The 14,174-nt window shown below is 50.3% G+C and carries 14 protein-coding genes; 9 read left to right on the top strand and 5 right to left on the bottom strand.

Annotation, left to right across the window (positions count from 1 at the left end; all coding sequences use genetic code 11):
• Positions 1 to 5: 5 nt before the first annotated feature.
• Positions 6 to 1,340: an AAA family ATPase gene (locus HRU79_01635; protein ID QOJ25416.1), complete on the bottom strand. Its 1,335-nt coding sequence runs from the start codon at positions 1,338 to 1,340 to the stop codon at positions 6 to 8.
• A 152-nt stretch (positions 1,341 to 1,492) separates the two neighbouring features.
• Here HRU79_01635 and plsY point away from each other — a divergent pair, with 152 nt between their 5' ends.
• Together plsY and HRU79_01625 are read left to right on the top strand one after the other, a co-directional pair.
• Positions 1,493 to 2,176, top strand: coding sequence for a glycerol-3-phosphate 1-O-acyltransferase PlsY (gene plsY / locus HRU79_01630; protein QOJ25415.1), 684 nt, complete (start codon positions 1,493 to 1,495; stop codon positions 2,174 to 2,176).
• Between the two features lie 3 nt (positions 2,177 to 2,179).
• A complete protein-coding gene (locus tag HRU79_01625) occupies positions 2,180 to 3,172 on the top strand; it encodes an NAD(P)-dependent glycerol-3-phosphate dehydrogenase (GenBank protein QOJ25414.1) in 993 nt (330 codons plus the stop codon).
• On the opposite strand, the gene xseB is transcribed toward HRU79_01625, so the two are convergent.
• Entirely contained in the window at positions 3,129 to 3,350 is a 222-nt protein-coding gene (xseB, locus tag HRU79_01620; protein ID QOJ27238.1) for an exodeoxyribonuclease VII small subunit, read from the bottom strand. The two genes, HRU79_01625 and xseB, sit on opposite strands and share 44 nt — an antisense overlap.
• A gap of 10 nt (positions 3,351 to 3,360) precedes the next feature.
• Positions 3,361 to 4,584 carry an exodeoxyribonuclease VII large subunit gene (xseA, locus tag HRU79_01615; GenBank protein QOJ25413.1) on the bottom strand — a complete coding sequence of 408 codons (1,224 nt, stop codon included), beginning with the start codon at positions 4,582 to 4,584 and terminating at the stop codon, positions 3,361 to 3,363.
• Between the two features lie 87 nt (positions 4,585 to 4,671).
• Between xseA and HRU79_01610 the strand changes: the two genes are divergently transcribed.
• The 4 genes from HRU79_01610 to HRU79_01595 are packed head-to-tail and all read left to right on the top strand — an operon-like array spanning position 4,672 to position 9,217.
• Entirely contained in the window at positions 4,672 to 5,142 is a 471-nt protein-coding gene (locus HRU79_01610; protein ID QOJ25412.1) for a 2-C-methyl-D-erythritol 2,4-cyclodiphosphate synthase, read from the top strand.
• Positions 5,139 to 7,364 (top strand): HAMP domain-containing histidine kinase, encoded by a 2,226-nt coding sequence (locus tag HRU79_01605; protein ID QOJ25411.1) that lies wholly within the window; start codon positions 5,139 to 5,141, stop codon positions 7,362 to 7,364. The genes HRU79_01610 and HRU79_01605 overlap by 4 nt, the downstream gene beginning before the upstream one ends.
• 24 nt (positions 7,365 to 7,388) lie before the next feature.
• A complete protein-coding gene (ruvX, locus tag HRU79_01600) occupies positions 7,389 to 7,850 on the top strand; it encodes a Holliday junction resolvase RuvX (GenBank protein QOJ25410.1) in 462 nt (153 codons plus the stop codon).
• A complete protein-coding gene (locus HRU79_01595; protein ID QOJ25409.1) occupies positions 7,847 to 9,217 on the top strand; it encodes a GWxTD domain-containing protein in 1,371 nt (456 codons plus the stop codon). Before ruvX ends, HRU79_01595 begins: the two co-directional genes overlap by 4 nt.
• A 37-nt stretch (positions 9,218 to 9,254) precedes the next feature.
• Here the strand turns inward: HRU79_01595 and HRU79_01590 are convergent, their stop codons facing one another.
• Positions 9,255 to 9,659: a hypothetical protein gene (locus tag HRU79_01590; protein ID QOJ25408.1), complete on the bottom strand. Its 405-nt coding sequence runs from the start codon at positions 9,657 to 9,659 to the stop codon at positions 9,255 to 9,257.
• Between the two features lie 177 nt (positions 9,660 to 9,836).
• On the opposite strand from HRU79_01590, the gene mutL reads away from it, so the two are divergent.
• The 3 genes from mutL to HRU79_01575 all read left to right on the top strand — a co-directional run bounded on the left by mutL (position 9,837) and on the right by HRU79_01575 (position 13,216).
• Positions 9,837 to 11,621: a DNA mismatch repair endonuclease MutL gene (gene mutL, locus HRU79_01585; protein QOJ25407.1), complete on the top strand. Its 1,785-nt coding sequence runs from the start codon at positions 9,837 to 9,839 to the stop codon at positions 11,619 to 11,621.
• Between the two features lie 8 nt (positions 11,622 to 11,629).
• Complete coding sequence (locus tag HRU79_01580; protein QOJ25406.1) at positions 11,630 to 12,322, top strand: hypothetical protein; 693 nt, start codon at positions 11,630 to 11,632, stop codon at positions 12,320 to 12,322.
• Between the two features lie 69 nt (positions 12,323 to 12,391).
• A complete protein-coding gene (locus tag HRU79_01575; protein QOJ25405.1) occupies positions 12,392 to 13,216 on the top strand; it encodes an SDR family oxidoreductase in 825 nt (274 codons plus the stop codon).
• A 21-nt stretch (positions 13,217 to 13,237) separates the two neighbouring features.
• Here HRU79_01575 and HRU79_01570 read toward each other — a convergent pair whose 3' ends face one another.
• Positions 13,238 to 14,170 carry a c-type cytochrome gene (locus HRU79_01570; protein ID QOJ25404.1) on the bottom strand — a complete coding sequence of 311 codons (933 nt, stop codon included), beginning with the start codon at positions 14,168 to 14,170 and terminating at the stop codon, positions 13,238 to 13,240.
• Positions 14,171 to 14,174: the final 4 nt, after the last annotated feature.

Raw genomic sequence — 14,174 nt, 5'->3', positions numbered from 1 at the left:
CTGAATTACGTATTGGGTTGTGCTTGCAGAACATCAAAAGTAATCAGTCCGTTATCAGATGCGTCTGCTTTTATTGTGTCGCCCGCCATAACGTCTGCAGCCAAAACCCTAAGTGCAAGGGGATCGGCCAGGTAACGCTGGATTACACGTTTCAGCGGACGAGCACCGAACTGGACGTCATAGCCACGGCGTGACAGCCATTCCACGCATTCGGGAGTAACGGTAAGCATGATGCCGTTGTCTGCCATACGTTTTTGCAGCGCACGTATCTGGATGTTGGCAATGTGAAGGACTTCCGAAGGTGTAAGAGGCTGGAAGAGGATAATGTCGTCCACACGGTTTAGAAACTCCGGACGCAGCCGTTTCCGTAAAAGACTAAGAATTTCAACTCGGAGCCCACTCATGATGTCAGCCCGGTTCTCCTCGGTTATCTCCAGAAGTTTATCCTGAAGCAGCTCACTCCCCAGGTTTGACGTCATAATTACAATTGTGTTTCTGAAATCAACGGTTCTTCCCTGGCTGTCGGTTAACCGTCCGTCATCAAGTACCTGCAGCAGGATATTAAAAACGTCGGGGTGAGCTTTTTCGATTTCGTCAAGCAGGACAACGCTGTACGGCCGGCGGCGTACAGCTTCGGTAAGTTGCCCGCCCTCTTCATATCCAACATACCCTGGTGGTGCACCAACCAGACGGCTAACGGCGTGCTTTTCCATGTATTCGCTCATATCGATGCGAACCAAAGCCCCTTCATCGTCAAAGAGGAACTCGGCAAGTGCGCGTGCCATTTCGGTTTTTCCTACGCCGGTGGAGCCAATAAAGATAAACGAACCGATAGGGCGTTTGCTATCCTGTAAGCCTGCCCGGCTGCGACGAATTGCATTTGACACGGTGGTTACTGCTTCGTCCTGACCCACAATTCGGTCATGCATTCGATCTTCCATGCGCAGCAGTTTGGTCCGCTCGGTTTCCAGCATGCGCTGAACCGGTATCCCGGTCCACTTGGCAACTACTTCTGCGATATCTTCGGCACTGATTTCTTCCTTGAGCAGAGGCTGACCTTGTTGCAGTTGCACGAGTTGTTCATTTGCCTGATCCAGCCGAACCTGTGTTTCCGGGATTTTGCCGTACCTGATTTCGGCCACCTGGGCGTAGTATCCATTGCGTTCGGCTTCTGCTGCCTGCTGCTTAAGTTGTTCCAGTTCCGATTTCAGATTTCGGATATTCTGAATCAGGAGCTTCTCCGTATTCCACTGTTCGCGGAGTGAAGCCTGTTCCGTGCGTAGCTGTTCAAGCTCGCGGTTGATTTCTTCCAGACGTTTTTGTGTTGATACGTGATCCATTGTGGTAAACCTGGTTGTGTGATACTAACACATAAAGACGAATCTACCCACTTTTTATCATCTGAAGACCGGCTTCATTGCATATAGTAAACGCTGCATGGTGTGTAAACGTCGGTACCGCATAGCTGTTTATTCCTATTTTTGTACTCACTATGGATCCGGTCCTCAGACTACTAATCATCATCGTACAGAGCTACCTTATCGGCTCTATTCCAACGGCCCTCATCGTGTCGAAACGCTTTTACGGAATTGATCTCCGAAAGTTTGGCAGCGGCAATCTCGGGAGTACGAACGTATTCAGGGTGCTGGGCTGGAAATGGGGTACGGTGGTACAGGCTGCTGATATAGCCAAGGGGCTGATTGCGGTGTGGCTGGTTGCTTATTTTTTTGATACCAGCATGCCGTTTAATAATAGGACGCCATTCGAGGATGCCACTGTTGTACAGCTGATTGCCGGGCTTAGTGCGGTTGTCGGCCATATTTTTTCGGTTTTCGCCGGGTTCAAGGGCGGAAAGGGCATTAACACATCTCTTGGGATGTTGCTTGCCATTGCACCGATTGAAGTTGCCGTTGCATTCGGGGTGTTCCTGCTTCTGGTATTTGCCAGTGGGTACGTGTCGCTGGGATCGATTCTTGCCGCCATCAGCGTACCCAGCACCATGGCAATCAGGCATAATTTTTTTGGTATCGACATCGAAGGATACCAGATAGTGGTGCACACCTGCCTCGTTCTTGCAGGTCTGATTATCTGGGCTCATCGTAAGAATATTTACCGTCTGTGGCATGGCACCGAGAACCGATTCCAGGGCTTGCAGATTTTCCGTAGGCGAGCGTAATTCGTGAACGTAGGAATCATTGGCGCCGGTGCGTGGGGAACAGCATTGGGTGTTGTAGCTACCGATGCTGGCCACTCCGTTGTGATGTGGGCGCGCGAACCGGACGTAGTTCAGGCAATTAACACCAACCATACCAATTCGGTTTACCTTCCGAAGGCTACCCTTCCCTCATCAATCAAGGCAACCCATGAATGGACGGCCCTGGGTGATGCCGAGCTGATAATTCTTGCTACGCCCACACAGCATTCAAGAGCTGTTCTAACCTTGGCAGAGAAGTCAGGAATCCTTATCGGCTCAGTTCTGGTTTCTGTGGCAAAAGGTATCGAGTTGTCAACCCAAAAACTGCTGCGCGGGATTGCTGAAGAAGCAGCACCCTCGGCACGGCGGTTTGCAGTGCTTAGCGGACCCAGCCATGCCGAAGAAGTAGTACGAAGGATGGCTACGAGCGTGGTTTGCGCATCCGAAGATTTGGACGATGCCGAATATGTCCAGAATACTCTTAGTACGCCAGACTTTCGGATTTATACATCCACAGACATTGTGGGTGTTGAAATATGTGGTGCCTTAAAGAACGTTATTGCAATTGCAGCAGGGATTGTTGACGGTGCAGGTATGGGCGACAACACAAAGGCGGCTCTCATCACGCGTGGCCTTGCAGAAATAACACGATTAGGTGTGGCCCTGGGTGCAGAGCAGCGAACGTTTTATGGTCTTGCCGGCCTCGGTGATTTAATTGTGACTGCAGGCTCGGCTCATAGCAGAAACAGGTATGTAGGTGAGCAAATCGGGAAGGGGGCTGTACTTTCGGATGTGTTGAACTCAATGACGGCGGTTGCCGAAGGTGTGCCCACAACACAGGCAGCACTTGATCTTGCCCGATCTGTTAACGTTGAACTTCCCATCACCGAGCAGGTTTCGCGTATCCTGTTCGAGAATGCGAATCCGCGGGATGCTATTCATCTTCTGATGAACCGTCCGCTTGGTCCTGAAGCATAGATCCCAGTTCAGTTATTTTAAGCTTTGCTTTGTCGATATACTCTCTGCACTGACGTGCCAGAGTAACACCTTCTTCGTACAGGGCAAGCTGAACTTCGATGGCCAGCTCGCCTTTGTCAAGAGCAGAACTGATTTCCTCAAGCCGCAGAAGCTTTTCTTCAAGTGACCACTCGATGATCACCGGTTGTTTAGCCATGATTAGTCCTTTCGTTGCTGGTAACAGAATTTACGGTAATGGCCGAACGGTCTGTCCATCGCACGATGGTTAACGTTTCGCCTTCCTGAAGTACATGTGAGGTAGGAACAGGAACGTTGTCCCGTTCAAGAATAGCATATCCCAGACGGAGCGGACGGTGAGGGTGGAGCATCGTTAACGCACTGGTATAGTGGTCAAGCATCACAATGTTCAGATTCAGAGTGCCGGTAACTGATGCCGTCATACGCTGGTACTGACTGGTAATGCGTTGGTTTAGCACGGATAGGCGTTCACGAATTCTCAGCAGTGCTCCCCCGGAGGTAAAATCATTTATTAGTTCTGAAAACTGCTGAATTGTAGAAGTGATAGTGTCAGTAATATCAAGCTCCAGGTCGTCAATTCGTCGGATGAGCTCTTCCCTGGTGAGGGGAGTTACAAGTTCACCTGCGGCCGTCGGTGTTGGCGCTCTTCTGTCGGCTACGAAATCGGCAATAGTTTCATCGGTTTCATGTCCGATGGCAGAGATGATTGGGGTTACACATTCAAAGATTGCTGCTGCAACCGTTTCGGTGTTGAATGACCACAGGTCTTCAATTGATCCGCCGCCACGGGCAACAATAATGACGTCCGGGTGCAACGCATCTACCTGCCGTATTGCCTGGGCTACATCCTGTGCCGAGCCGTCGCCCTGCATCTGGGTAGGGCGAAGAAGAATTTCTACACACGGGAACCGCCGTTCGATGGTTACGCGTATGTCACGAATAACTGCGCCCGTGGCGCTGGTGATAACACCGATCGTCCGCGGAAAGCGCGGCAACGGCTTTTTAATCTCTCGACGAAACCAGCCACGTGCGGCCAGGTCAGTTTTAAGTTTTTCATACGCCCGATACAGGTCACCAATGCCATGTGGTCGGATATAGGCACAGTCAAGCTGGTAGGTGCCGCGTGCAGCATACACCGTTAATCGTCCGCCCACAACAACCTGCATCCCGTCAGTAGGGACAAAATCCAGTAGCCGGGTTTTCCACATAACGCAGGCAATACTTGCATCACCGTCCTTCAGCGTAAAATACCGATGTCCGCTGGTATGTTGTTTGTAATTACTAATTTCTCCAACAACCAGGAGAGTGCTGAACGTGGTTTCTAAAACACTCTTAACAACCGTTGTTAGGTCAGAAACAGTAAGTACGTCAGTAGGTTCCCATGCGTTTGCCATACACAAAGGTAGAACGAAGATGCCGGTTGATGTCAGCTTTGGTGCAATTTTGTGGTTGCCGGTTAATTTCAAAATAAAGGCAGAGTTATGATTGGAATTGGATTTGATGTTCATAAGCTGGTAGAGGAGCGTCCGCTGGTCCTGGCAGGTGTTACCATTCCCTCGGAAAAAGGGGCTCTGGCCCACAGCGACGGTGATGTGATTTTGCATGCACTCTGTGATGCACTCCTGGGAGCGATGGGGGCCGGTGATATCGGCGATCATTTTCCGGATACCGATCCGCAGTGGAAGGGGGCAAGCAGCTCTGTTTTTGTTCATCACGTAACCTTGCTTATGCAGGAGCGCGGGTTGGTCATTGTGAATATTGACTGTACGCTTGTACTGCAGGAACCAAAAATCGCTGCGTATAAACACGAGATGAAATCAGCGATTGCTGCACTGTGTTCAATTCCTGAATCGAGAGTTAATATTAAGGCAACGACGAATGAACACCTGGGGTATGTGGGACGTAACGAGGGTGTTCATGCCTTTGTTGTCTGTGAATTACAGAAGCTATGACCGTACTTCGGATACCGGCGGTGGTTGTATTGATGGTACTGTGGACAGTGCTCGGTCTAGTGACTGCACGAGCGTATGCAGCAGACGGTACTCCGCTGCAATGGCATACGCATGCAGCTTGGAGTGCACAGGTACAGCCTGCCGGTAACGATTTGCTGGTTCTTCGCTTTCAACCCGCATGGCAAACTGCCGATCCGGTATTGTCAGTGATTAATGTGGAGGGAAAGGTCCTGCAGTCAGCCGGCAAAGGTTCGCATTTCCGCGCAGCCGTATGGAATAACGGGAAGATTGTTGCAATCCGCCAGATCGGACAGAACAACGAAGTTATTGTGTATTCGCAGTCATTCAGGGTACTGTATCGGCAGATTCTTCCGGTTGCATCAGCAACGGATTTCGGCGAGCAGCCCGCCGTTATGTCAGCCGGTACCGTGGTGGTGATAAAACTCGGCAGGCAGTTGTACACAATTCAGCCGCATACAGCAAACCCCGAAGTGCAACTCTTTGAGCAAAATGTTATCGGGTTCGGACCGGCAGACGGCAGGTGGCTTTTTGCTGCCGTCCATGAGGTAGGGGGCTTGGCCTACGTGAGCGTTGTGGATACGGCAATGCGTCGGCGGCTAACGTCGCACATCCCGGTCTCGTCAAGGGCATTTGTTGGCACGGCTGCTGACCGCGTTGTGGTTGTTCAACCGGTTGATGATGAGCACAGCAGCCAGGTCTCGATTGTAGATCCGTACACGTCGGACGTGCGTACGGTCTCGGTTCCGGTTAGGGCAGAATGCGTGACCTGGTATTCATCTGGCGGAATGCTCTACCTGGCTGCCGTCCGGAATAATAATGGACGGGAGTTTTTGTCCGTGGCTGCGCAGGAAGGCTTGGGACGTTTGCTAACATCAGGCTTGCTGTTGCCTCCCGATAATGGACCGGTTGAAAAAATAACGTCGTTTAATGATACGTTGTGCATCCTTTATCCCCGTAACGTTGTGAGTGTTGCTCACGGACGCATCCTGTCCAACGATGATGTTGATCTAGAGCTTGGGCCGGCAGCTTTGGTACAATATACACCCCACGGTCTGCTACTAACCACTCGTGTTGCCTCTGCACTGTTTGTGCAGGAGCCGGTTCCTCTCTGGTGGCTTTGGAGTACAGTCTCAACCGTTGGGCCCTACGTTATTCCCGGGATATTATTATTGGTTATCATCCTATTGGCGGGTAGGCTAAGGCAACAGAAGCGCTTCCTTGGAGCCATGCTCCAGGTTCCGGGTAATGGCCTGGTTCTTGTGCTGGATGATGCAGGCAGGTTACTACAAACAAACGAAAAGGCCGCATCCCTGCTGCGTTTGTCTGCAAAAGTACCTATGGGACGGCTTTACCTTGCCTATATGCGCCATTCCGGTGTACAGGTGCTGCAGCAATTCGTAACGGAAGCATTAGATGCGCGAAAGCCCCTTTCCGAAAAAGTAAGTATTAATGATGACGATGATCTGCGAGATTATATGGTTACTGCACAGCCGTTATGGGGTTCGTTCGGACGATTACGCGGGATGGTGATAACGGGAATTGATATTTCGGAAGAACTGGAACGCCGCAGACTTGTTAACTGGGCCCAGTTGGCTCATGATATGCAAACAAATCTTTCAACAATTCGGCTGAATGCTGAACAGATGGTTGGTGAGTTTGACGGACGTCCGGCAGACAGGATACGCCGAATTTTATTTCAGACTGAGGTGCTGATTCAGCGCGTTCGCGACCTTGTGAGTGTTGGGCGCTCTGAAGCAATTCAGCGCATACCGGTTCACACAGCTGAGTTCTGTACACAGCTTCGGCATGAATTTGATCCGGTAATGTTCCCTCATGTGGAGTTTGTGATGAAACTGCGGGGAACCATGATCAACATTGATCGTCTGAAAATGTCGCGTGCTGTGCGCAACGCAATCGAAAACGCAATCAAAAGTTTGCGCGGTAAGAACGGCACGGTTGAAATATCTACATGGTTTGACCGGTTAAACGTGTATTTTAAGGTCGCTGATACCGGTGTTGGTATGGATACCTTAACATTGGAGAACATGATGAAGCCATACTACACAACAGCGAAAGACGGTACCGGGTCGGGCATTGGTACCATGATTATGCAGCATGTTACGCACTTACATGGTGGCTCGATTCGGGTTACCAGTGAACCCGGCCAGGGAACTCAGGTTGTATTCAGAATTCCACGATAATGGTTGTAGTTATTCACGAAGCAGATGAACACCAGAACAGACCACCTTGCCACACCTGATGCCTTTGCCGGTAAACGCATTGCAGCGTTGGACTATGGTGAGGCACGTATTGGTGTTGCAGTGTGCGATGAAATGCATATCGTTGTGAGTACGCGTCCGGTTGTTGTCAATAACAATGACGTATTTTCCGCGCTAACCCAACGGTTTACTGAAGACCGGATAGATGTTGTCCTGGTGGGCATGCCATATCGGCTTGACGATGTGAAAACTGAAATCATGAAATCAATTGAAGTTTTTGTTGAACAACTTCGGCAATACATCACGCAACCGGTATACGTAGTTGACGAAGCATATTCAACGCAACGAGCCCGACACATAATGGAAGAATCAGGGATGAAACAAAAGAAGCGGAGAAAAAAAGGAACAAAGGATGTTGTTGCGGCTGCGGTGATTCTTCGGGACTTCATCGAGGAGTATCGGTCATGATTGGTTGGCCCCATATAGCCACAGTGTGTGTGTTGCTCCTTTGGCCGATAGTCCTGCCGGCACAATCAGGGAATACGAGGTCAGGAAGAGTATATCAGGACCCGGATCGGCAGGTATATGCCGAAGCATTTGGAGTACCAAAAGCGGGTACCGACAGTACAAATATTTATGTTCTGTTTAAGGTATCGAATGACGTACTTACCTTCACGAAGAACACCGATCACTCTGACCCTCAAGGTAATTTTGTTGCACCGATTGCATTAAACATCGAGGTTCGTGATTCCCTTGGTGTTATTCGCAAACGTGTGCGATGGAGCAATAGCACCTATGCTTCAACGTTTGATGAGACCAATAGCCGCAATCAATATTCTTCGGGATGGCAGATGATAACAGTGGCCTGCGGACTACACACCGTTGCACTTGAAGTAGTACAAAACAAGATAAATCTTCCTACGAAAGTTATTATTGACTCAGTTGCAAGTCCAACATGCCGCGATCAAACATCCCGTCAGCTTATCCTTGGTGTACCGGAACCCGGAGAACCCCGGGATTCCTACCGACCATTTATTCAAAACGGGAATGCTGAGTTTATACCACACGATGCATACGGTTTTTTACCCGTGCGCGACAGCATCCCAGCTCACTATTCGGTTTCGATTCGGCAACAACCCTATGGTGGCAATCAGATTCGCTGGTGGAGTGTTGCCAGCTATGAGTGGCAGGGGATGAGTACGCCTAACGTACGCCTCGACGTTTCAGGCACCGGTGGAGGATCTGAGCCGCGTTTGCATCTTGTACCCGACAGTACGGGAGGGGGCTTTGGATATCTTCAAATTCCGTTTCCGGTTACGGCACTCGTTCCCGCCGAATACACCGTGACCGTTGTACGTGAAAACAGTACCGATTCGGTGCATATTCCGGTACACGTTGTCTGGAATACTATGCCTCAGTCGCTTCGGAATCTCAACGATGCAATACAATTGCTACGGTACACCGCAGCCGAAACTGATATCAGGAACATTGATAACGGGACCGATGTGGAGCGCCGTGAAAACCTGATGGACTGGTGGCGGGGGCAGGACCCTACGCCGCGAACATCCTATAACGAACGATTGTACGAATACTATCGCCGGGCCGACTATGCACGCCTACGATATGCTACCGTTCAGGAACCCGATGGTGCCAAAACAGAGCGAGGGAAAATCTATATTTTGTTCGGTCCGCCAACGTCGGTTGCTACAAAGATGAATGCTCAGAATTCAGCTACGGAGATGTGGACGTATTCTAACAGTGTGGCAAAAGCGTTTGTGTTTGAAGTTGACGAGCGTGGGTACTACAAGCTGGTTGCCATTGATAAAACCAAGTAGGTATGGGAGTATCGGGTGTTTCTGAGTTTCGGGGAGACTACTGTAATGGCTCCCATTCATCACCACCACACGGGGGTTCGTTGGAGGTGACGTGAACGTCAAGGACTGTGCATAACTGATTTGTTGGGTTAAAGTGTCGGCACGACCCGCAAAGCGTGTTTTCCTGCAGTACACGTACGTCCTCGTTAAACCGCCGGTACTGGAGCCAGGCAGGATACGCCCCAAGGCCCCAGGCAGCCAGTGTAACTGCCGTCCACCACCATCCCGTACCACGGTACTGATCGTTGAAAAGCATTGCCAGAAATAAAATCAGCGTAAGCCGAAACAAGGCTGCCGCGACAATGCTGCCGGTTGTGTAGTACGGACGTTCAGTTTCACCCTCGGGAGGCGTTACACGCAGCAGGAAGAGATCTACAATTTCAGACAGCGTTGATTTGGACATAGTGATCTTTCATGTGGACGAAAAAACGACGAAAAACAGGAATCCGGTGGCCATTCAACCGATACACTGACGATTTGGTGGCTCACAAAGTACAGAAGCTGGGCATGAATAGTATTATTTTTCAGGGTGAAACGTTAACAGCACAGTGCAACTTTAACATGAACTCTCGTACAAAACATGGCAATAATTCAACTACTCCCCGAATACCTTGCTAATCAGATTGCCGCCGGCGAAGTAGTGCAACGTCCCGACAGTGTAGTTAAGGAATTAGTCGAAAATGCTCTCGACTCAGGAGCTACGGCGATCAGCGTTGTGGTGCGTGGTGCCGGGAAGCAGGCAATCCATGTGATTGATAATGGGCATGGTATGGACCAGGATGACCTTGCGATGTGCGTGGTGCGTCATGCAACGAGTAAAATCAGGAGTGAGAAGGATTTGCATGCAATCGCTACGCTCGGATTTCGTGGTGAAGCTCTGGCTTCGATTGCTGCCGTTGCTGATGTGGAAATTCGTACCTGTAAATCTACTGAGCCCGGAAGCACCGGGTATAAGCTTATGTCGCGGCCCGGATCACCGCCACAGATTAGTACAGACAATGTTCAGCCGGGGACTCAAATTCTTGTACGTAACCTATTTTACAATGTTCCGGCTCGACGAAAGTTTCTTAAGAGTGACCTTACGGAATTCAGGCATATCAGCGAGGCAATGCAGAGAGTAGCTCTGTCCCGCCCGGACGTACGATTTACGTTTCATGATGCTGATGTTCTTGTGTTTGATGTTCATCCGGCCGATTTGCACCACCGTACCATGGAGATACTTGGGATTGAACACCCCCAAGACCTTGTTGCAGTTCATGGCAGCGAGTGTGGAATTACGATTTCCGGCTTTGTTGGTACCCCCAGAATGGCTCGTCAGAGCAGAAGCGGTCAGTACCTGTTTCTCAATAGCCGGCCAATCGTCAGCCGGCCACTTGCACACGCAGTACTGTCGGCGTATGAACATTTACTGGGAAGCGGACAGCGTCCGGTATTTGTCCTTCATATCGAGGTGGATCCCAGCCATGTTGATGTAAACGTTCATCCGCAGAAGCATGAGGTAAAGTTCGAGGATGAACGCCAGGTGTACCTGGTTGTTCAGCAAGCCGTATCGAAAGCCCTGAAATCTTTGAGCATCATACCAGACTACGTAACCGATCTTCCGCTTGCCTCAAGCCCCTTACAATCACTGTCCGGCGTCACCGATAGGTCAGCGCCCACCTTTGTAAACAGATTTACCGGTGAGATACACACCGCCGGCGTGCCGTCTGGAAGATTTGATGGGATTGGCAGTGGTGCGAAGGCAGCACCAAACCGACCTCAGTGGTCGGCTGAAGCTCAGTCAGCCTTATTCGAAGAGCCTGCGGTATTGCCGTTTCTGCAGTCAGGCGGACAGTACATTGTAACCACGCATTCTGACGGAATCATGATTATTGATCAGAATGCCGCACATCAGAGGATTTTGTACGAACGAGCTCTATCAGCCGAAAAAAAAGAATCTGCTGCTGAGCAGGCACTGTTGTTTTCGGTGCGGGTTAGCCTTGCACCTGCCGAAACCACTGTGTTGAAGGAATATCATGAACAATTTACTCAGCTTGGATTTCGGGTTGAGGTGATTGACTCAACAACGGCTGAGGTTCATGCAGTACCGTCAGAAGTACAACCCGGTACGGAAAGTGAAACAATAAAAAAAATGATTGAATCACTACGGGCATTGGGACAGGTACCGCGTGAGCGGCGTCCGGACGGTATTGCCCTTGTGTATGCAGAATCGCAGGCAATCCGGCGGGGAATTCGGTTAAGTTCCGAAGAGATGCGTTCAATGCATCGCAGTCTGCTTGGTTGTGATGTACCGCATTTAGCTCCTGACGGAACGCCGACCTTTATAATTCTTAGTAACGATGAAATTGCACACCGACTAAAGTAAACACCTGTATGATCATCCGTAATATTCTCGTGCTTTTCATCCTGCTTGTATTCGTTGTGAACGCTGTAGCACAGGATAAAGATGAAGACCTGGAGATTTTGTTTTCATGGTTGCCCGGAATGTATTCTAATGCCTCTCAGGTCCGACATGATACCACGACTGCACCTTCTGACCTGTACATCCGCCGGATTTGGGATCAGCGCACTGACGGTGCCTGGTTCCTGGTTGACCGTTCAGTGGAAGCAGGGCAGTCTGAACGTCAAAAGCTACTATGGATGATTCACCGCGTTGAGGAAGGGATGATCGAGGTACTGGAGTACCAGCCCGCTGCCACTTCCTCTTCAGATGCGTCATGGCCGGATTCGCTCTTTGCAGATACCCTGAATCCCGAGAAGATAACGTTGCAAAGGGGCTGTGAGTTGTATCTGCAGTTTACAGGCGAGGCCTTCACAGGCCAAATACAAGGTCTGGCATGTAGGAACAGCAACACGAGTATCGCATACATTGTGATGGAAATCGATATTCGGTCGTTTGGATCCAGTTTTTGGCAACGCGGTTATAATGCTGCCGGCGAACAAGTGTACGGCAGGAAGAAATCGCCATATTACTATGAGCGACGTATTCATGAACACATCGGAGACGTACCGGACGACGTCCCAGCCCACGGAATACCCGGTCAGCCTCATAAGCAGGACAATTGAATCAAATAAAATTCGGCAACTTGCCCTGCAGTGGCTAACTTTGTTGGTGTTTAAACGAAAAGGGGAGCTATGTCAGTTCAACACTATGCTTTAATATTAGGCGCCTCGAGCGGGTTTGGCAAGGCAACTGCACTAAAACTTGCAAGCCAGGGCTTTGGCATCTTTGGGGTACACCTGGATCGTGCCGCAGGCATGAAGAATGTTGAAGAGCTGAAGCAGTCGCTCACAGACCTGAACGTACCCTACACGTTTTGGAATGTCAATGCCGTCGATCCCGCACAACGTGTTCAGATTGTAGCTGAAATCTCGGATCATTTCAGCAAAAACCCTGAGAGTACAATCCGCCTGCTGATGCATTCCCTGGCATTTGGTACCCTAAAGCCGTTCGTGGCTGCCGATCCGTCCCAAGCCCTAACGCAGAAGAATATTGAAATGACGATGGATGTTATGGCAAATTCGCTGATTTATTGGACTCAGGATGTTGTGCGTGCCGGGTTAATGAAGCCCGGAGGCCGTGTTCTTGGGTTAACAAGTGCTGGCAGTACACGTGTTTTGCCGTCGTACGGTGCGGTGAGTGCCGCAAAAGCCGCCCTTGAAAGCTACTGCCGGCAGCTTTCATTAGAGCTCACACCCTATGGGATTACTGCCAACACCATCCGCGCCGGTGTGACCCATACACCTGCCCTTGAAAAGATTCCGGGTAACGATATCATCATGGCTAATGCTCTCATGCGAAATCCAAACCACAGGCTTACAAGACCGGAAGATGTGGCCCGGGTAATATCCATGCTGGTGCGTGATGAAGCACAGTGGATGAATGGCAATGTTATTGGCGTGGACGGTGGTGAAGATGCAGTTGATCTGACGTGGTGGAAACCCGAAAGTGGTTCGTGATCACCTCAACCGTAATTTCTTTTATAAATCGGTGAGTGTAGTTAAAAATGCCTCAATGTCCCTGATGTCAGCGTCGGAAAGGGGCTTTGGTGTCGGTACATAATACCTCTCACCGTTTTTGTACTGCTGCAGAACGGCATGCAGTGTAGCAGCTGTCCCGTCGTGGAAATATGGTGGGCTAACCGCAACATTCCGTAACGATGGCACCTTAATATCTGTTCTGGCCTGGATACGGTTACGGTGAGCTGCTGATGGAGGTCCCGAGAACACCAGGTGATTGGTGAAGAGTGCATCAGAATGGCATTGTACGCACCCTGCCGATCCGTAAAACAACTTTATCCCCCGCCTTTCCGCCATGCTGAATTCGGAAAAGTTCTTTTGTTGGTATGCTGCATCGAATTTAGAACTAAACGCTGGCAGACTTCGAACAAAAACCGAGATGGCCCGAGTGAGCACCCATGGATCAAAGGGTCGGTCGTAGGCAGCAAGGCTCATTGCCTGGACATCGGGATTGGCATTGAACCGGTCAACAACGTCCAGGATATTCATGTGGAACTCATTTTCTTCCTGGAGCGGGACCAGAACGTGCATTTCGAGTGTTGGGACGGTGGCCGCTCGGAGTAAGCCGGGCTCGAAGGCTGCGTACACAATAGACGGAGAGTTGGATGTTCCGACCCGGCCTAATGTTCCGCGGCTTACGGGGGTTGTATCGGCAAAGGCAAAGTTCTCAAGGTGGCAGCTGGCGCAGCTAACATCGTTGCCTTCGGATAGAAGAGTTGAGTTGAACAACAGCTTTCCAAGCGCAAGCCGCTCCGGAGTGGGTTCGTTATCAGGTGGGTGCCGTAGGGTTGGTATCGTCATCACCGGCAAATACTGCATTGGATCTTCAGGCTGCGTTAACGGTGCACAGGCCGAAATTAATAAGAAAAGTGATATACCGCCGGCGGTACGCACTGCA

This window comes from Ignavibacteria bacterium, from assembly GCA_015709655.1.
Classification (GTDB): domain Bacteria; phylum Bacteroidota; class Ignavibacteria; order Kapaibacteriales; family Kapaibacteriaceae; genus OLB6.
Note: the sequence above shows the minus strand (reverse complement) of the source record. Positions and strands in the feature narration are given on the sequence as shown.